The 18,711-nt window shown below is 37.4% G+C and carries 18 protein-coding genes; 16 read left to right on the top strand and 2 right to left on the bottom strand.

Going from position 1 to position 18,711, the window contains the following annotated elements:
• Positions 1-5 precede the first annotated feature (5 nt).
• The gene (gene hypA, locus K2Q13_RS08160) at positions 6-350 is read right to left on the bottom strand and encodes a hydrogenase maturation nickel metallochaperone HypA (protein ID WP_292920570.1); all 345 of its coding nucleotides are present in this window, start codon (positions 348-350) and stop codon (positions 6-8) included.
• 354 nt (positions 351-704) lie between these two features.
• On the opposite strand from hypA, the gene K2Q13_RS08155 reads away from it, so the two are divergent.
• The 5 genes from K2Q13_RS08155 (at position 705) to rpmE (ending at position 5,269) form a co-directional block, all read left to right on the top strand.
• Positions 705-2,174: an ATP-binding protein gene (locus tag K2Q13_RS08155; RefSeq protein WP_292920569.1), complete on the top strand. Its 1,470-nt coding sequence runs from the start codon at positions 705-707 to the stop codon at positions 2,172-2,174.
• Positions 2,175-2,218: 44 nt separating this feature from the next.
• Entirely contained in the window at positions 2,219-2,626 is a 408-nt protein-coding gene (locus tag K2Q13_RS08150; RefSeq protein WP_292920568.1) for a response regulator, read from the top strand.
• 6 nt (positions 2,627-2,632) lie between these two features.
• Entirely contained in the window at positions 2,633-4,087 is a 1,455-nt protein-coding gene (locus K2Q13_RS08145; RefSeq protein ID WP_292920567.1) for a response regulator, read from the top strand.
• A complete protein-coding gene (locus tag K2Q13_RS08140) occupies positions 4,080-4,712 on the top strand; it encodes a response regulator transcription factor (protein ID WP_292920566.1) in 633 nt (210 codons plus the stop codon). Before K2Q13_RS08145 ends, K2Q13_RS08140 begins: the two co-directional genes overlap by 8 nt.
• A 344-nt stretch (positions 4,713-5,056) precedes the next feature.
• A complete protein-coding gene (rpmE, locus tag K2Q13_RS08135) occupies positions 5,057-5,269 on the top strand; it encodes a 50S ribosomal protein L31 (RefSeq protein WP_292920565.1) in 213 nt (70 codons plus the stop codon).
• An 87-nt stretch (positions 5,270-5,356) separates the two neighbouring features.
• Here rpmE and K2Q13_RS08130 read toward each other — a convergent pair whose 3' ends face one another.
• Positions 5,357-5,668 (bottom strand): cupin domain-containing protein, encoded by a 312-nt coding sequence (locus K2Q13_RS08130; RefSeq protein WP_292920564.1) that lies wholly within the window; start codon positions 5,666-5,668, stop codon positions 5,357-5,359.
• Positions 5,669-6,370: 702 nt separating this feature from the next.
• On the opposite strand from K2Q13_RS08130, the gene K2Q13_RS08125 reads away from it, so the two are divergent.
• The 11 genes from K2Q13_RS08125 to K2Q13_RS08075 all read left to right on the top strand — a co-directional run bounded on the left by K2Q13_RS08125 (position 6,371) and on the right by K2Q13_RS08075 (position 18,255).
• Complete coding sequence (locus K2Q13_RS08125) at positions 6,371-7,339, top strand: EpsD family peptidyl-prolyl cis-trans isomerase (protein ID WP_292920563.1); 969 nt, start codon at positions 6,371-6,373, stop codon at positions 7,337-7,339.
• Positions 7,340-7,402: 63 nt separating this feature from the next.
• The gene (gene epsE / locus K2Q13_RS08120) at positions 7,403-8,218 is read left to right on the top strand and encodes a polysaccharide export protein EpsE (RefSeq protein ID WP_292920562.1); all 816 of its coding nucleotides are present in this window, start codon (positions 7,403-7,405) and stop codon (positions 8,216-8,218) included.
• A 78-nt stretch (positions 8,219-8,296) separates the two neighbouring features.
• Positions 8,297-9,661: a chain length determinant protein EpsF gene (epsF, locus tag K2Q13_RS08115; RefSeq protein WP_292920561.1), complete on the top strand. Its 1,365-nt coding sequence runs from the start codon at positions 8,297-8,299 to the stop codon at positions 9,659-9,661.
• A gap of 29 nt (positions 9,662-9,690) precedes the next feature.
• Positions 9,691-10,596 (top strand): chain length determinant protein tyrosine kinase EpsG, encoded by a 906-nt coding sequence (epsG, locus tag K2Q13_RS08110; RefSeq protein WP_292920560.1) that lies wholly within the window; start codon positions 9,691-9,693, stop codon positions 10,594-10,596.
• Positions 10,597-10,611: 15 nt separating this feature from the next.
• Positions 10,612-11,502: an exosortase B gene (gene xrtB / locus K2Q13_RS08105; RefSeq protein ID WP_292920559.1), complete on the top strand. Its 891-nt coding sequence runs from the start codon at positions 10,612-10,614 to the stop codon at positions 11,500-11,502.
• Between the two features lie 115 nt (positions 11,503-11,617).
• Positions 11,618-12,304 (top strand): exosortase-associated protein EpsI, B-type, encoded by a 687-nt coding sequence (gene epsI / locus K2Q13_RS08100; protein ID WP_292920558.1) that lies wholly within the window; start codon positions 11,618-11,620, stop codon positions 12,302-12,304.
• A gap of 180 nt (positions 12,305-12,484) precedes the next feature.
• Positions 12,485-13,990 carry a hypothetical protein gene (locus tag K2Q13_RS08095; RefSeq protein ID WP_292920557.1) on the top strand — a complete coding sequence of 502 codons (1,506 nt, stop codon included), beginning with the start codon at positions 12,485-12,487 and terminating at the stop codon, positions 13,988-13,990.
• A gap of 222 nt (positions 13,991-14,212) precedes the next feature.
• Complete coding sequence (locus K2Q13_RS08090; protein WP_292920556.1) at positions 14,213-14,932, top strand: sulfotransferase family 2 domain-containing protein; 720 nt, start codon at positions 14,213-14,215, stop codon at positions 14,930-14,932.
• 42 nt (positions 14,933-14,974) lie between these two features.
• Complete coding sequence (locus tag K2Q13_RS08085; RefSeq protein WP_292920555.1) at positions 14,975-15,838, top strand: sulfotransferase; 864 nt, start codon at positions 14,975-14,977, stop codon at positions 15,836-15,838.
• Between the two features lie 300 nt (positions 15,839-16,138).
• Positions 16,139-17,287 (top strand): glycoside hydrolase, encoded by a 1,149-nt coding sequence (locus K2Q13_RS08080; RefSeq protein WP_365725570.1) that lies wholly within the window; start codon positions 16,139-16,141, stop codon positions 17,285-17,287.
• A 92-nt stretch (positions 17,288-17,379) separates the two neighbouring features.
• Positions 17,380-18,255 (top strand): sulfotransferase domain-containing protein, encoded by an 876-nt coding sequence (locus tag K2Q13_RS08075; RefSeq protein WP_292920553.1) that lies wholly within the window; start codon positions 17,380-17,382, stop codon positions 18,253-18,255.
• Positions 18,256-18,711: the final 456 nt, after the last annotated feature.

Here is an 18,711-nt window from a genome sequence, read left to right as displayed (position 1 = left end):
CCTCTTTATTCAGCTTCTAATTCTTTGATTTTCATTTCGCGCCCTTGAGTGACTTTCAATGTATTATAACTGCCACAATGTGAACAGGCCTCATAATAGCTCGTAATCAAGCTGTTGCGATTGCATTGTGCGCATACTGCCTGCCCAGCAATTTCTATGATTTCTAACTTGGCTTGCCGAGCGATGCTGTCTTGTGTTATCACATCGAAATAAAATCGTAATGACCCTTGCTCAACGCAAGCCAATTTACCAATCTCTAACCATACAGTTTTAACCTTTGTAAGTTGATGCTCGGTCGCGATTTCCTCGATAATTTGTAATAAATTTTCAGCGAGCGAAAGTTCATGCATGCCATATCTTACTGGATTATTAAAAAGTCATTGTAATAAGTAATCATGATATCGCTAAAACGCGTTCATGGGATGTTAGCAAGTATTTGGCTGTCAATGTCAGCTCACATCTTGGCTTGATTCATTTCTAACAGTCCTCTATAGTTCTGAAAAGATATCAAATGTCATATAATATTCAAAATCTTACAAATTGCATAAAGAGCCTGGCATGATTAAAAAATATCCCTAATGAATTTAGTTGATCCGATAAATAATAGGTTGCGCGACTTTGAAATTAAATTGACTCCAACAATCGTGATTTGTAACGATCAATTAGTTCATAGCACGTTATTTTAGATTAGATTTGGAAAAGATATGGCTGAAACAAAATATCAATTGGAAAGGACTAAATTGGCTTGCTTATATGAAAATTCACATGACATGTTGAGAATTCACTTTATTGACGAATTGTGCCAGAAGTTGATAGAAAATATAAAAATGATAGGGTATTCACCCATTCAAATTTTTCCTTTTATCGACATTGATGATAAAAGCTATGGAGAGAGCAGTTTCATACACACGCTGGATCATAAATTTTCTATTTCGATAATGACGAATGGCAGAATTCGTGGGCAGATAGGAATATATTCTAAAGATATTGATGTTATATCTGTGTTTGAAAATGAGAATAAAATCTTTCTGCAGAACATAGCCGATGATCTGGGTTTATGGTTGGAGCGAAATCGGCTTTTGGATAGAAAAACAGTATTGCTAGATTCAGCTAGCGCTATTGAGAGCGCATTTGATGAGCATGCGATCATGGCAATCACAGACAATTTAGGAAAAATTAGTTATGTCAATGAAAGATTTTGCATTGTTTCTGGGTATTCTTTCGATGAATTAATTGGGCGAGATCATCGAATTGTTAATTCCGGTTATCACTCCAAAGATTTCTTTCTTGACTTATGGAGCGCTATTACGAATGGAAAAGCGTGGAAAGGGGAAATTAAGAATCGTGCTAAGGATGGAACATTTTATTGGGTTGCTATGACAATTGTGCCTTTTCTTGATGATGTCGGCTTGCCGTACCAATACGTTGCGATACTGAACGAAGTGACGGGATACAAGCTGCTGGAGCAAAGAATGGAAAAACAAGTTGCAGAATTGGCACGGTCAAACGATGAGTTGGAACAATTTGCGTATGTTGTTACTCATGATCTGCAAGAACCGCTCAGGGCTATTAACAGCTTTGTTCAATTGCTCAATAAATACTGCCATACGCAATTGGATCAACGTGCGAATAATTTGATTTCACATGCGGTGGCCGGTACCCATCGTATGCAACAACTTATTGATGACTTGTTAACCTATGCACAGGTGGACGCTAGTCAAGAACTTGTGAAAATAGACTGTGAGCAACTGCTAAAAGAAGTAGAAGCAGATTTATTAGTTACCATTAGCGAATGTAATGCGATCATTACGCATGATCAGCTTCCAGTTATTAGAGGAATCCGTTTTCAGTTTATACAGTTAATTTCTAATCTAATCAATAATGCGCTTAAATTTCGAAGAGCTCATGAACTCAAAATACATATTGGTGTAAAAGAAAAATCAGATGAATGGATTTTTTTAGTATCGGATAATGGAATTGGCATAGAGAAACAATATCAAGAGCGGATTTTTCGAGTATTCCAGCGATTACATAGCCGCAAAGACTATGCAGGTACGGGGATTGGTTTGGCAATATGTAAGAAAGTAGTGGAACACCATGGAGGAAGGATATGGGTCAATTCAGAACTTAATGTAGGCTCATCATTTTATTTCACAATCCCCAAAATAAAATAAATACAATGCATCTTAAAAATAATACTGAGCCCAATGTCATTTTGATGATTGATGACAATCCTACCGATGTTTTGTTGATTAAAGAAGCTTTTGCTTTATGTAGTGAGAATTATGAGGTGTATGTAGCTGAAGATGGTGCGTATGCATTAGAGTTTCTAAGCCAACAAGATAAATATTGTCATGTGCCTCGTCCAGATATTATCTTGCTGGATTTAAATATGCCGAGAAAAAGCGGATTGGAAGTATTAAAAGAGCTGAAAGATGATCCTGATTTGAAAAGCATACCTGTCATTATTTATACTTCATCTAAAACTAAAGCAGATGTAAGATCTGCATATCGGAGCCATGCAAATGGTTATATTAAGAAATCGATTGATTTTGATGATTGTATAAAAATAGCAAATTCGATAAATGATTATTGGTTCTCTACTTCAACGCTCTATGAGCCTTAATGTGTGATGATCGTACCTAAGATTCATATTTTATTAATTGAAGATAATGAGACTGATGCGATACTGGTGCAGAGTGATCTACAGTATGCAATGGGTGATCAGGTGACGGTGACTCATGTAGAGCGGTTAAGTTCTGCATTAGAGCTAATTCACAAAGAATCTTTTGATTTAATATTATCAGACCTCACTTTGCCCGATAGCGATGGAATTACAACCATAAATGAATTGCGAAAACATGCGGCAAGTATACCGATTGCCGTTTTATCTTTTAGGGATGATGAAAAGCTTGCAATCAAAGCGATAAAAGCCGGCGCACAAGACTATCTCGTGAAAGGCAGTCTTACTGAAGGTGTGCTTGCACGGGTGATTCGCTATTCAATTGAAAGACAGCGTATTGAGGAAAGTAATAGGAAAGCACAGAATCGGTTTCAGACAATTTTTGAAAAAGCCCCTTTAGGTATTGCACTAGTTAATTTGAAAACCGGAAAATACTACGATGTGAATCCGAAATATGCATTCATTGTTGGTAGGCATGTGGAGGAGCTTATTAATATTAGTCATGCGGATATTATTCATCCAGATGATTTGCAGTCTTATTATTATGATATTGAACTATTTCTAGTCAATGATCTAGCTAGTTGTAAGATAAAAAAAAGAGTTCTTCGTCAGGATGCGTCAGTTATCTGGATTGAAATTTCTATTGTGCAGTTCGAAGTCATGGCGAGTGATGAAATATGTTATTTATGTGCGATAGAAGATATTACTGAACATAAACAGATGGTTGAAAATCTACGTCGATTGGCCGTGCATATGCAAGATGTGCGAGAAGAGGAAAGAACTAGGATTGGCCGCGAAATACATGATGTTCTTGGCGGAACCTTGGCAGTTCTGAGAATGGATCTGGATTGGCTTTCTAAAAAAATAATTGCAGAACCCATACAAGAACGAATCAAATTGTTATATCAATTAACGGGTGAAGCCATCGATACTGCGCGTCGGGTTTCGGTAAATTTACGCCCTAATGTACTGGATAATTTAGGGTTATTGGGTGCCATCGAATGGCTGGTGCGTGAATTGGAACAGCGGACAAATATTCTGTGTACACTGGAATCTGCAATATCAGATTTATCTTTTCATAATAAAAACTACGAAACCAATATTTTTAGAATTATCCAGGAAGTATTTATCAACATTGCTCGGCATTCACATGCAAACAAAGTTGATGTAGAGCTTCTAGAAGACGAAGATGATGTTGTTATTACGATTAGAGATAATGGTGTTGGTATTACAGAATCGCAAATTTTAAATCCTCAGTCATTTGGAATTATCGGCATGAATGAAAGAACACAACAACTTGGCGGTAAAATTGAAATATCAGGCACACCGTTACAGGGCAGTGTTGTAGTACTTAGAATACCACTAACTTTGACCGCATTTGCAGGAGAATTAACAGATGATTAGGGTACTGATTGCAGATGATCACACATTATTTCGTGATGGGCTTAAACGAATTTTCAGTGAAACAGATGACATTGAAGTTGTTGCAGAAGCGATTGATGGGAAAGATATTATAAAAAAGACGAAGGAATGCGATTGGGATATTATCTTGCTAGACATTAACCTTCCCGACATGAATGGGTTAGAAGTTCTGAAACGAATTTTATCTGCAAATCCATCTTCATGTGTGCTGGTGTTAAGCATGTATCCTGAAGATGAATACGCGATCCGGGCGATTCGTTCTGGAGCATCTGGATATATGACAAAAGATAGTCCAACAGATCATCTCATTAATGTGGTGCGTCGTCTCTCCAAGGGAGGAAAATATGTTAATCCCGAGCTCGCAGAGAAACTCCTATTTAATCCGATTGTGGATTCAGAGAAATTGACACATACCACATTTTCAGACCGGGAATTCCATGTTTTTAAACTTATCGTCTCTGGAGAGCCTTTAACTTCCATAGGCAAGAGACTGTCCCTCAGTGTCAAAACCGTTAGTACTTATCGCTCACGCATTTTGGAGAAAATGTGTATGAAAAATAATGCGCAACTGATTCGATATGCGATTCAGCACAAACTACTTGAGTAAGAGAGTGCAAATTCAATTCTCTAATTATGAAAAAATATTTTAATATTAGTCCCCTGTGGTCGTTTTTTCGCTAAAAAGTGAGACAACAATGGGTTGTGCGATGTGAGCATTATGCTGCTTTTGGCAATAGATGTATCCTATCATCGTGAATGTTCAGAGCCGATTGAGTTGTATGGGGGAATACTGCGCGGGATCAGTTTTGTGTTTTGTAATCGTGCTGTGCATCATGTTAAGGCATTTATTCTATCACAGGAAAAGACTGATAGTTGCGCCGATACAAACATTAAAGGATAATACACGACTTTTAGTTTCCCTTTGGGATTGAATAATTAAGGATATTGGCAATGAAAGCAGAGATTCATCCAGATTATCATGAAATAACTGTAACTTGTAGCTGTGGTAGTGTGTTTAATACGGGATCGACTATGAATAAACCTTTAAATATTGAGGTGTGTTCACTTTGTCATCCGTTTTATACGGGTAAGCAGAAAATTGTCGATACTGCGGGTAGAGTTGAGAAATTCCGTCAAAAATACAATAAACAGCCATCCAAATAATTTTTAGTACTTTGCTATCGATTAACTATCAACTTCAGGTATATGACTGAAGGCTTTATGATAACCAGATTCGATGTGAATATGTTATCAGTAATGAATAGCAAGCCAGATAGTTTCGTTTCCTGGGTCTGTCCATGAGACTCTGTGCTTTTTATGCGAAGGAATATTAATGAAATCTCCTTCTTTAAGTGGCACAGAAGTCTGATCCTCAAAAGTAAGTACAGCTTCTCCTTTTAGAACCATCACCCATTCATTTTCTTTTTGATCATGCCAAGAAGATGATTGTTGGCCTTTCGAAATAATTCTTTCAATTGTTAGCGTATCATTTTTGATTAAAATATCGAAAATTTCACGTTTCAAATTTTTAGGAATTTCTGAGAAAATATTATGCAATTTCATTTTCGTTTGATAAGTAAGGCTGCTCAATAAATCACAATGGTCAGTGTTAAGGGTCCTTTCGTTTGTAGCGTAGGCTACCTTACAGTATCGTGTGAGTTTATTGCAAGTCAATTTAGTTGAATGCTTGCTAGCACACGTTTCTTTAAAAGATTGCTTTCTCACATCCCAGAGAAAAACATAATTCGCGTACTTTTTAATTCATCGATCCTCTGGCCATTACTTCACATCTCAAATTATGGAGAATAAAATAAGGTGTAATAGTTAGGGTATTTATTACTTTAATATTTCTTAGAAGTCTCAGAATAGAGGTATGCACTAACTCGAGATGAAATTTGATGTAAGATGATGTTAGTAAATCAGGATTAATCTTTGTGGATTCAAACTTACATTTCTTGATGTGAGTGATTAGAAATAAAAACGCAGTTAATGTTACGCCACTTACAGTTGTATAGATTATTTAAATTTACGATTTTTGATTTTTCTTTGAATATATTAATATATATCTGATTCGTAATAAGTATTAAAGTTTTAAATTGAATTGTCGTAGCTAGCGTGAAATAATTCTTGGTTCTCTTGATGTGTGTAAGTATTTAATTTTATTTGAGACTTTTTGTATTTCTGCTATGGAATGTTTGTCATGTTAAGCATATATGGAGCAGTTTGATTGAAATTGTCGTCATAAATAATAAAGGGGAAAATACTATGGCAGTAGCACATATAAGGATGATTTCGATAATAGGGTTGGCGCTTATTAACGTTTTCGCTCTTACTGCTTGCGATAAAGAGCCTAAAGCAAAAAAATCTGGGCAATCAATAGTTAGTGTTAATGGTTCCGAGATTACAATGCTTCAACTTAACGATGAAATTAGGCGAAGTAGTATCCGCGCTGATCAGTATGAGGCCGCTAGCGAGAAATTATTGGAATCACTGATTGCTCGTCAGTTGGTCGTAGATGAAGCCATAAGAAATAAACTTGATCGCACACCTGACGTGATGCAGGCACGTGAGCGTGCAAATGCTCAAGTGATTGCACAAGCATATTTACAAGGAATTATTAGCAAGATTGCAAAACCAACTAAAGCTGAGATTGAAGATTATTATCAGAAAAACCCAGAGCTGTTTGCACAGCGAAAACAGTTTGATTTAACTACTGTGCGAGTAGCAACTAAGAATGTTAGTGAAGAACTGAAGAAAATAATAGATGCAGCAAAGTCTGTAGACGAGGTTGTAAGTTGGCTTGATAAAAATAAAATCCAATATTTTCGTAGCCTGGCAACACGAAGTAGTGCTGATCTTCCGCTGCAGTTAGTATCAATGTTACGTGAGAAAAGCAAAGACACTATTTTTATTATTAATGAGCAAGAAAAAAGTGTGTTGATTTCAGTCAATGCGATTAAAGATAATTCAGTTTCAGAAACTGCTGCGGCACCACAGATTGAAAGATTCTTGATCAATCAAAAATATAAAGAAGAAACAGACGCTGAAATTGCGCGTTTACGCGCTTCGGCAAAAATCGAATATCTAAATGCGAAAGAAGCACCAGAACCTAATATAGAGAAATCAGGTGATCAGTTACCCATAATTTCTCTTGAAACTTTGGATAGCAACGACAATCCATCTGCAGCAGTTTCTGAAGGAGCAATTGAACGTGGTATTTCAGGGTTAAAATAAGCATATTTATGCTGAAGATATATTTAATCTATTTGACATAGGATAAATTAAGGATATAGGTAAATGGAAAATATTATGAAGAAAGGGCAGTTATTGATTATGGTTTTGGCACTACTTTCGATGATTGGTGTCGCTAATGCAGCAGCCGGAGAGAGAAAAGAAAGTGCTTTGGGGCCAGGGGACACATTAAAAATATTTGTATTTGGTCAGCCGGACATGACAACTGAGGCAAAAGTAAGTGAGGCTGGAAACATAACTTTTCCATTGCTGGGCGAAATATTTATTGATGGACTAACACCTTCTGAAGCGGAAAGGAAGATAGTTAATCTGCTGGAGAGTAAAGATATTTTACGTAAACCACAAGTAAATATCATTACCGCTTCGTTACAAAGTCAAATGGTATCTGTGCTTGGTTATGTGCGTAACCAAGGGCGATATCCAATCGAAGGTAAGCGCAGATTGACCGAAATTCTGGCTATGGCGGGAGGGATTGTTCCTGATGGGGCCGATCAGATTACCCTGATTCGTTCGAATGGTAACCAATATGTTAAAGAAGTAATTGATGTTTTGGAGATGATTCGTTCTGGTAATTTAACTCGTGATTTGAACATAAGAAGCGATGATCTAATCTATGTTGAAAGAGCGTCTCGTTTTTATATCTATGGTGAAGTACAACGTGCTGGAGTATATAAGCTTGAGCGCAACATGACGGTCATGCAGGCGTTGTCGGTGGGCGGTGGATTAACTACACGAGGTACTGAGCGTGGTTTACGGATTCAGCGCCGCGACGGAGCGGGAAATCTACAGATATTACCTATTAAATCTAGTGATTTAGTGGAGCCTGACGACGTAATTTATATCAAAGAAAGTCTGTTCTGATATCTGATCTAGAGTTTCTCGATTTAACCTATGAAGTAAATAGTGTAACTTAATAAGGTTCAAAATAGGATTGTGCGTATGGATTTTTCTCGATTTTTTCTTATTATATTAGCGCGCCATAAACTGATACTCTTGACACTTGTTGTGACGATGTCAACTACTTTATTGGTTAGCTTGTTAATGTCAAAGAGCTACAAGTCAACAGCTGTAATGGTGCTTACCGATAAAGGGGCAGATCCTGTGACAGGATTGATAATGTCATCCCAGCAAATTACAGGTTACATGGCTACACAATTGGACATTATAAAAAGTTCAAGAACTGCATTGATGGTGGTTGATCAACTGCGACTTGATCAAAATGAAGCTGTTGTAAGCCAGCATAAACAAAGTAATTCTTCCTTGGGGATACGTGAATGGTTGGCTGCTTTGCTACTTAAAAATCTGGAAATCGAAACTTCGCGTGATAGTAGTGTGATTCGTATCAGTTTTAAAGGTACAGACCCTGCTTTTACTTCCGTTATTGCTAATGCTTTTGCAAATGCATATCAAGAAATAAGCATACGCCTTACCGTTGAACCTTCGCAAAAGGCAGCATCTTTTTTTACTGATCATTTGAATGTATTACGTGACAGATTAGAAATTGCACAAAAGAAACTATCTCAATATCAACATTCAGAAGGAATTGTTGATGCGGATTATCGACTTGATATTGAAACAAAGCGCTTGAATGATCTTGCCAGTCAATTGGTGGCAGCGCAAGCGGATTTGATTGGCGCGGATTCAAAGTTAGACGGCACTAACCGGGAAAGCGGAGGACTTAGTATTACTAGAAATGCGGTCATTAACAATCTTAAAATAAATTTATCGCAAGCCGAATCAAGGTTCTCTGATATTTCTCAAAAATTGGGAAAGAATCATCCCAGTTACATTGGAGCAAAAGCAGAAGTTGACAAACTTAGATCTGAGCTTAGTAGGCACATAAGTTTTACTGATAGAAGCGCTGTTAATCAGGAGGCCGAGATTAGCAAGGCTCTTGAAGAGCAGAAAACAAAAATACTAACATTGAATCGTTCGAGAGATGAGCTTCAAATTCTTGAAAGAGACGTGGAAGGTGCGCAACAAGCATATAACAGTGCAATGCAACGTTTAAATCAAACGACTCTTGAGGGACAATCTAACTTATCAAGTGTTTCTATACTTGATACAGCAAAAATTCCGGATAAGCCAGATAGCCCTAAGTTACTACTCAATTTAGTTCTTTCAGCATTTTTGGGAACTTTGTTGGGGGTAGGGGCTGGATTACTTGCAGAGATGATTGATCGTCGTGTGCGCTCAGCAGAGGATTTGATAGATGTGCTCCATGCTCCTGTGCTTGGCATTATAAAACGGGGCATTCCAAAACAAAGACGCTTACAATTAGCATTGCCTCGATTGCTACGATGAAAGACTCAGAAAGTTTTAAAGGAAAGAAAATGAACATTCCAGATTCTTTAGAAACAGAGAAGCTGAGCGGTTCCGGCTCTATCACTACAAACGCGTCTGCTGTACGTAAGTTTAGTATCGGGCACATTTTGTTGGATATGGGGAAAATTACGCCTGTTGAGGCTGAGCGTATATTACGATTGCAGAAAGAAAGTGGTTTGCGCTTTGGTGATGCGGCAATAAAGTTAGGCCTAATTACTGAAGCAGATATTCAGTTAGTATTGGCACAACAATTCGATTATCCGTATTTATTACCTGGACAAGGAAATCATCCGCCGGAATTGGTGGTTGCATATCAACCATTTGGCACTCAGGTTGAGGTTTTTCGCGCAGTAAGAAGCCAATTAATGCTACGTTGGTTTACTTCTGAACGTAAAGCACTAGCAATAATTAGTTGTAACCCGAATGAAGGGGCAAGTCTTTTTACTGCGAATCTTGCAGTAGTGTTTTCTCAACTTGGTGAGCGAACATTGTTAATCGATGCCAACTTACGTTGCCCGCAGCAGCATGAGATTTTTAATTTGAAAAATAAACAAGGCTTGTCTGATGTGCTTGTTACTCGCGCTAATGTGTCTGAGGTCATTGCTAAAATAGATTCATTTGTTGATCTCTCGGTGTTGCCTGCGGGCACGCTGCCACCAAATCCTTTGGAACTCCTTAATCGTTCTTCATTCGACGAAATGAATGATCAACTTGCGAGTCAGTACGATGTTATTCTTTATGATACCTTAGCATTTTCTAATGGAGTTGATGCACTTGCTATTGCTGCTCGCACCGATGGAGCACTCATAGTTGCACACAAGAACAATACTCGCTTAACTGATATCAACGCTATGAGTGAACAACTAAAATATAGTGGTGCTGAGATTGTAGGCTCAGTGCTAATTGATTTTTAGTAGATAAATTTAATCATGCCTTCATATCAATTAAGTAGTTCTAAACCAGAGATACTAAACTGGTGGCCTATCATTTTAGGCGTATTGGCCTTGTATATCCCTACTTTTTATGGTTTGGCAAATGGGATATGGACAAATGAAGAGCAGGCTCACGGGCCAATTATTTTGATACTTTCAATGTGGCTTATATTCCGAAAATGGAAAATAATGATTAAAGAAAGTGACGCCCAATCAACTTCAGCCTTCGGGTGGGTCATTCTTATTATCGCTCTAACTTTTTACATTATTGGAGGTTCTCAACAGATATTAATATTAGAGATTGGTTCTTTTATTCTGGTTCTAGCAGCGATATTACTTATTAAGCGTGGATATATTGCGCTAAAAATTATGTGGTTTCCGTTGTTTTTTTTGTTATTTATGATTCCGTTGCCAGGTGCAATAGTTAGCTTTTTTACTATGCCAATGAAGATGGCAGTTTCGTATGTGGCGGAGAATATTTTGTTTTGGGCAAATTATCCTATCGCGAGGAATGGTGTGATTTTGCAAATTGGTCAATATCAACTTCTTGTGGCTGATGCATGTGCGGGACTACAGACATTGCTAACTTTGGAGGCATTAGGTTTGTTTTATTTGAATCTTGTCAATCATACTTCAGTTTTTCGGAACGTAGCATTGGCTATTCTTATAATACCAATTTCTTTTACTGCTAACGTTATTCGCGTTATGGTGCTTACTTTGATTACTTACCACTATGGTGACGCTGCGGGACAAGGGTTCCTTCATGGGTTTGCTGGCATGGTTTTATTTATTAGTGCATTAGTACTGATTCTTGGAGTAGACGGATTGTTGCAGTATTTTACGCGAGCACAGCATGTCAATATTGTTAAACCAATAAATAATATCTAATTATTAATTGATTATATTTTTTCTAGTATCTTGTAGAGATGTGAATTAAAATGTTCAAGAATAACTTTATAAATCAACATTTCTTTAGTACTATCAGTAAAAAAGGAGAATGTTAATGAATAAATCTCTAATAATTAATATATTAATTGGAGTGTTGATGGTGTCATCAGGTGCTTTAACAATGGCCTTTACCCCCACCGAGAAAATTGCTGATCAACAGGAAAAGATCAATCTTGAAACGATGATTCCTGACAAGTTTGGAGATTGGCAAATCGACAGAACAATTGTTCCATTACAAGTAGACGCTGAAACTCAAGCTAATCTGGACAAAATTTATAACCAAACACTAGCCAGAACTTATGTTAATTCCCAAGGTGAGCGCATTATGCTTTCAGTGGCTTACGGGGGAGATCAGAGTGACAATCTGTCGGTACATAAGCCTGAAGTATGTTACTACGCTCAGGGTTTCGAGATAAAGAAGATTTTTCCTGGAGAGTTACTTACTCAATATGGAAAATTACCGATTAAGCGTTTACTGGCTATCAAAGGTAATCGAAATGAGCCAATTACATATTGGGTTACAGTTGGCAATAAAGCTGTTTTACCAGGATTTGATCAAAAGTTGCAACAATTGCGTTATGGTTTGACAGGAAATATTCCAGACGGTATTTTGGTGAGAATTTCTTCTATAGATAATGATAATGACGTGGCTTATCAACTTCAAGCTATCTTTATTCAAGATCTACTTTTAGCTGTTAATGTTAATGAACGAGTAAGGTTAATAGGTACTTTCCAGGCATAGTAGTATATCTATGTATGCTGGTAGGGATACTGGAGGCATGGTCGGTATTGGTCTATGGATCCATAATCTTTAAAATAGGAAATACAAATCCAGCGAGCAATAATAGTGAGCACATGAGTTTGGTCAAGCTTTCATGTATACAACAAAATTAAGTGAGATTTAAGTAGACCTTGTTTTATTATGAAAGCAGAAATATCATCCAGACTTTTTAATAATAATCTAAATTCCAAGACGCTAACTTTTGTCTTGTTGCTATTTAGTGTACTGATTTTATCAATTCTTAGTGGCATACTTGCCGCATCTGGAAACTTAATTCTTCTGGTTCCTCTGTTGGCTTTATTTGGTGTTTTTTTTATTCTTGCTGCACCGGTGGCTTGGACAGTTTGGATATTATTTTTGGGGGCATTTCTGGTCACTGGACCAAGTGCCTATTTTCTCCGTTTTTCACAGCTTCAATGGTTTACAGTTTTGGTGAGTGCAGCATTGTTATTACCAGTGTTGCTTCATTTGTTACGTGCTAGAACAGGTATAAAATCAGTTTCATTCTCTGGTGATCTTTGGGGCCCCATGATCTTAATTGTACTGGTGCTTTTTTCTACTGTGATTGATCGACCTTATTTTTCTGAAATTATAAATGCATCACGGTATTATCTTCTCATGTGGCCATTAATGCTGGTTATCATGTTTGGCTTAATATCTGAGAAAATGATAATGCAATTGTGGAAAGCTCTCATGATTGTGGCGATTTTACAGTTCCCGATGGCGATTTATCAATATTTTTTTGTAGTTCCAAGTAGTGCGCGGACGTCACCGTGGGATGCTGTGATAGGCACATTTCATGGTGTTATAGAGGGCGGAGGGGATAGCGCTGCAATGGCCATTATGTTGTTGATTGCGATGTTAACCGCGATTGCATTATGGCGTGAAGGAAAACTTACTGGTTTAAAGGTGGCTTTAGTTGTATTGTTCGGGCTTTTTACGCTTGGTTTGGCAGAAGTTAAAGCAGCCGTCATACTACTTCCAGTTGTTATAGGCCTGTATTATCGTAAAGAGCTGCTGAAGCGACCTGTTGAGTTTATTGTTGTTATGATAGGCGCTGTTCTGTTAGTCGGGGCGCTATTTGCATTTTATGAGAAACTTCACTATGGAGACGTCTCAACGCATACATTCAAAAAAAATCAAGTTACTTCAACTTATGATCGAGTGATGAGAGCCTTAGATCCTGAGACGGAGACATATGATGGTCGTGAATTGGGGCGTGTAAATCTTTTACTAAATTGGTGGAATATTAACGTCGGTAGTGGTGATTTGCAACACAGTTTATTTGGTTACGGTATGGGAGCAACTTATGAAAGTAGAATCGGAACAGGAGAATTAGTGGGTCGTTTCCCCTATAAGATAAATACATCTTCATCCCTCATATTATTATGGGAGATAGGTATTTTGGGACATTTGGCTTTCTTCTTCATATTACTATTAGGAGCCAAAGCTTCGGAACGTGCCGCTAGCCATGATGTTATTCCAGAAATTCATCGTATTTTTTTGAGGATAGGCGCTGTAGGACTATTCTTATTGATTCTAACAATGCCCTATAAGAACTTTCATTTGTACTCGAACCCGATTCAGTTTCTTATGATGCTGATGTTAGGTCAGGCGGCTTACTGGTCGAGATTCTTAAATAAATGAGGTGATTCTTGAGTTATTGCCAGGGGACTGATAAAGGTCTGCGCGCGAGATGTGATTACCCTGATTCATTCAACTTAATCATAAGCTATTAATGAATCGAATGAGAGATTACCAGAGCGTGCATAGGGCAAGAGATTATAAGTGCCATATGCTGAAAAAATATTATGATTAGAGTTATGTTTTATAAAAAATATTTTTTATAATAATTTTCAAGGAAATCTGATGCAAGGATGGCTCAAAGAGGTTTATGGAGAAATAATTCCTTTCGGGGTGCGCCAAGATATTAAAGGATATACTCGACGGAGACAATACAAAGCGCTAAGGCAGCAGGTAAATAGTGATGGTTATTCCTTAAAACCGTATGATGACTTGCAATGTATTTTTATACATATTCCCAAAACTGCCGGCATATCAGTTTGTCAAGCATTCTTTGGCTGTTTAGGTGGGGGGCACCTTACAGCACGAACTTATCAAGTGATATTTGGAGCAGAATGTTATAAAAATTATTTTAAGTTTGCTTTTGTGCGCAATCCTTGGGATCGATTAGTATCTGCTTACGTTTTTTTAAAGAAGGGAGGCTTAACTGAGCAGGATAAAGAATGGGCACGTGAATATCTGGATAAGTTTGATAGTTTCCAGAACTTTATTATGCATGGATTGACATCTTCTGACATTTACCGCGTTTTGCATTTTATTCCACAGTGGGAATATGTAGTCGGAAAGAATGGCCAAGTCGATGTAGATTTTATTGGTAGATTCGAAGCCTTGGAGAGCGATTTTGAAGTATTAGCCGAAAGACTGGGAGTAGCGACTAATTTAGTAAAAATAAATCATAGCCTGAAAGGAGATTATCGCAGCTATTACAATGATGCTAGCGCGGAGATCGTGGCTAAGTTATATTCGCGCGATATTGAGTTGTTTGGTTATTCATTTGATCATTGATTGGCATATCGATGTCGTTTTATTTCTTAAAATAAATTAAATATGAAAATCAATTTTATAGGTGTTGGTGCACAGAAATGTGCATCTACATGGGTGCATCGTGTTTTGTCAGATCATCCGGAAGTGGCGATATATCAAGGCAAGGAAAGCGATTTTTTCTCAACTTATTATGGTCGTGGTTATCAGTGGTACGAAAAACAAGTAGGGGATGCCAGTGCGGTAAGTGCCAAAGGAGAGATTTCACCTTCGTATTTTGCTGATAGCGATACACCTAGTCGTGTTTTTCTATACAATTCAGGAATGCGGATCGTACTATTGCTGCGAGACCCAATCGAGCGTGCCTACTCCAACCATTTACACGTTGTAAGACAAGGATATTTTTCCGGGCAGAAGTTAAGTTTCGAAGATGGGCTAGCCAATAATCCAATGTATGTAGAACAGTCTCGCTATGCTAAGCACCTCGCTCGTTGGCTGGAAATCTTCCCAGAAAAACAAGTATCGGTCATTTTTCAAGAAGATATTCGTGATAATCCTAAGATACAAGCACGTAATTTATATCGTTTCTTAGGGATTAATGAGGATCATCAATCCTGGTTTCTAGAGAAAAAAGTGAATGAAAGTATTGTTGTTAAAAATGCCAAATTGGATCAGTTGCTTAAACAATTTGGGAAAATTGGCCGATATGTGGGTGGAAAGAGAATTGTCGAAGCAGTTAAGAATAATGATTTAGTCCGCAATTTACGTCGAAATCATAATCAAATTGAATTGCGACAAGTTGTTCCACCGATGCGTGAAGATACACGAAAACATTTGCAAGAAGAATTGGCTAATGATATGAACGAATTATTGCGTCAGCTTAATCTAAAAAAATTACCTTGGCAAAGCTGGATAACGTTGCGAGATTGATCAAGATAAGGATCAACTATATTATTCATTGGAGGGGTTTTTTAACGGATAAGCTGGTTTTATGCTAAATAATTTATCGAGATCAAAAGATTCTGGTTAAATTAGCAGCTGCCATGGCAACGTTACTATTATGAATGTTGCTGAGAAAATATGTTAGCGTATCAATTAGTTCTTGTTGTATACCTCCTCACAAATTGTTATTCGCACTCCACGGTAGAGTAACGTCGCTAAATTGGTTCAACTTTTAATTAAATTGAGATGAGATCTGTATATAAAAACTTTAAAATACTTATGAAAGCTATGAGTGTCATAATCACATTAATAAAACCTAGCTTTCTAATTGCGGTTAGACAAAAGCAGCATTCCGCCGGACTTGTATTGTTTTTCACCATAAGCGCTTTCTTATTTAGTCATAGCACAATAGCTAATCCAGTGAAATGGCATCCAGGACATTACTATACAATTTTAGGTCTAGGTAAAAATGACCCGAAATATATGACTCAAGTATATAAGGAGCTCAAAGCAACGCCAGCATTGCGTGGGATACAAATTCGCTATTTCTGGGCAGAACTTGAAACAGCAAAAGATGTGTATGACTTCACATCGATTGATCAGCGACTTGCTGAACTTGCTGCAATAGGAAAACGTCTTGTCATTCAGGTGCAAACAAAGTCATTTGTTCCAATAGGGAAGCCAACAGGGAAGCTTGTGCCAGATTACTTGAAGACAAGTGAATATGAGGGTGGTGAGTTTGCTTATAGTAGCCACGGCAGCACGGCACCAAGAGGATACAATATTGCATTATGGAATTCGCAGGTGCATGATCGTTTGGTTGAATTATTTAGGGTGATGGGGGAGCGTTACAATTCTCATCCATACTTTGAGGGTATCGGCATGATAGAAACTGCGTATGGAGAACCGATCGTTTCCCAGCCCGCTCATCAGCTGTCCAAATTCTATGAAAATTTGCTTAGCGTTCACCAGAAAATGCGAGCTTATTTTCCGAATACTATGACGATCCAGGAAGTGAATTACCCCCACCCAATCCTAGAGTCATTTGTGAGGAGACTAAAAGAAATGGGAACGGCATTAAGTGGCCCGGATGTTTTTAAAGATGAGCCGGGGTTGAATCGTAATGCTGTGCGAAATGCACCAAGAGGTATTTATCATTTTTATCCCGAACTTTCAGGAATCATACCCTTAGCTCCTCAGGTGATGCACAAAAATTATATGAATACTCGTAATGATGGTGCAGGTAGTGTGCCAACTGTTCCAGAAATATTTGCTTTCGCACGAGATAATCTGAAATCCAATTATATTTTCTGGACACGCAATCCGAAATACTATTCCAAGGTGCTTGAACTACTAAATGGGCCTGATATAGCGAGAGACCCTTTTGGTGGTTTGAACTCGATTTGCCCCAAGGTCTATACTTCTTGTGTTGATTAAAAATAGGACAGTTTTATTGTCTATAGCGGAGTACTCTGATTAGAATAATTCTTTGACATAACTTATAAATTAACTAGGTGAGAGTTATTAATATGTTACCTGACTTTGTAGTAATTGGCGCATTTAAAGCGGGATCAACTTCATTGCATCATTACTTTGGCCAGCACCCTAATGTTTTTATGACAAAAGTAAAAGAACCCAATTTTTTTGCTTTTGATCCAAATAATAAAGCACATTCTGAAATGAATCGCCAGCAGTTTATGGTATCCAATCTTGCCGGATATGAGTCACTTTTTGAAGATGCTCGGGTTGATCAAATTAAAGGAGAAGTATCTCCTTATTATTTATACAGCTCTATTGCTTTGCAAAGAATGAAAGAAGTAGTACCGACTATTAAAATGATTGCGTGTTTACGAAATCCGATTGGGCGAGCTTATTCGCATTATCTAATGCGACTTCGTTCAGGGAAGGAAACAAAATCACCTTCAGAAGCTTTTACTGAAGATGCTTTTTGGGTAAAAGCTAGCATGTATGCCGATGCAATTCAAAGCTATCAGCAGATGTTTAGTCATGATCAACTTAAATTTGTGTTATTTGATGATCTTATCGATGACCCACAAACATTGATGTCTGAGTTGTTTGATTTTATCGGCGTCGACTCAACTTTTCAGGTAAATACTGAATATAGATTCAATCCCGGTGGCACTCCTAAGTTCCCATGGTTACATGATGGTTTGAGTGCATTGAAGCGTATACCTGGGTTACGTCGATATACTCCCCCTTTTATTAGAAACCATCTTGCACGAATTAGAGATAAGAATCTTGCGCCTGCAGAAGTATTAGCGGTGGATGTGCAACAACAATGGCTGAGATATTATCAGGACGATATTTTACGTGTACAAGATATTTTGCAACTAGATCTATCGTCCTGGTTAAAAGTTAAAGCGCCTAGAAATCAAGCAATATAGCTGTTTGGCAAGATATTTATTTTGTGTTTCCCAAAGAGTATTATTTGTGCCTATACATGAATTAGTGGTTCTGTTCAAACTGAGTTAGAAAATTAATTTGGTTGTTGAGAATTAGTGTAACTAGGTTATTTGTGTAAAATTAGATCGAAGTAAGCTAACAAATACCTGACTTTTCTGCCTCAGACTTTCATTTAGAAGAATAGTAGGTTGGTGTAATATGGTAATCTGAAGTTACTGTATTGATATGATTGAATATTTTATACCATTGGCATTGTGTGTATCAACTTAATCTGGCGTATAGAATTTATTTAAATTCAAATATATTTGGCCGAATGCTCTAATGTTTTAATAAGTCTAGTGAAGAGTGGATTTTGAGCAATAAATTAAGTCAGAAAACTTGCGTACTCGGTAAATTGATTAATCGGAAAAGCATGGTAATTCTTTGCTTATAGAATA

Origin of the sequence: Nitrosomonas sp. (genome assembly GCF_019752095.1) — a bacterium.
Classification (GTDB): Bacteria; Pseudomonadota; Gammaproteobacteria; order Burkholderiales; family Nitrosomonadaceae; genus Nitrosomonas.
The sequence above is the reverse complement of the archived record's forward strand: the minus strand, read 5'-3'. Positions and strand labels throughout refer to the sequence as shown.

Coding starts and splice junctions, on each gene's coding strand:
- hypA (WP_292920570.1), bottom strand. CDS start 350: ATGCATGAACTTTCGCTCGCTGAAAATTTATTACAAATTATCGAGGAA.
- K2Q13_RS08155 (WP_292920569.1), top strand. CDS start 705: ATGGCTGAAACAAAATATCAATTGGAAAGGACTAAATTGGCTTGCTTA.
- K2Q13_RS08150 (WP_292920568.1), top strand. CDS start 2,219: ATGATTGATGACAATCCTACCGATGTTTTGTTGATTAAAGAAGCTTTT.
- K2Q13_RS08145 (WP_292920567.1), top strand. CDS start 2,633: ATGATCGTACCTAAGATTCATATTTTATTAATTGAAGATAATGAGACT.
- K2Q13_RS08140 (WP_292920566.1), top strand. CDS start 4,080: ATGATTAGGGTACTGATTGCAGATGATCACACATTATTTCGTGATGGG.
- rpmE (WP_292920565.1), top strand. CDS start 5,057: ATGAAAGCAGAGATTCATCCAGATTATCATGAAATAACTGTAACTTGT.
- K2Q13_RS08130 (WP_292920564.1), bottom strand. CDS start 5,668: ATGAAATTGCATAATATTTTCTCAGAAATTCCTAAAAATTTGAAACGT.
- K2Q13_RS08125 (WP_292920563.1), top strand. CDS start 6,371: ATGGCAGTAGCACATATAAGGATGATTTCGATAATAGGGTTGGCGCTT.
- epsE (WP_292920562.1), top strand. CDS start 7,403: ATGGAAAATATTATGAAGAAAGGGCAGTTATTGATTATGGTTTTGGCA.
- epsF (WP_292920561.1), top strand. CDS start 8,297: ATGGATTTTTCTCGATTTTTTCTTATTATATTAGCGCGCCATAAACTG.
- epsG (WP_292920560.1), top strand. CDS start 9,691: ATGAACATTCCAGATTCTTTAGAAACAGAGAAGCTGAGCGGTTCCGGC.
- xrtB (WP_292920559.1), top strand. CDS start 10,612: ATGCCTTCATATCAATTAAGTAGTTCTAAACCAGAGATACTAAACTGG.
- epsI (WP_292920558.1), top strand. CDS start 11,618: ATGAATAAATCTCTAATAATTAATATATTAATTGGAGTGTTGATGGTG.
- K2Q13_RS08095 (WP_292920557.1), top strand. CDS start 12,485: ATGAAAGCAGAAATATCATCCAGACTTTTTAATAATAATCTAAATTCC.
- K2Q13_RS08090 (WP_292920556.1), top strand. CDS start 14,213: ATGCAAGGATGGCTCAAAGAGGTTTATGGAGAAATAATTCCTTTCGGG.
- K2Q13_RS08085 (WP_292920555.1), top strand. CDS start 14,975: ATGAAAATCAATTTTATAGGTGTTGGTGCACAGAAATGTGCATCTACA.
- K2Q13_RS08080 (WP_365725570.1), top strand. CDS start 16,139: ATGAGTGTCATAATCACATTAATAAAACCTAGCTTTCTAATTGCGGTT.
- K2Q13_RS08075 (WP_292920553.1), top strand. CDS start 17,380: ATGTTACCTGACTTTGTAGTAATTGGCGCATTTAAAGCGGGATCAACT.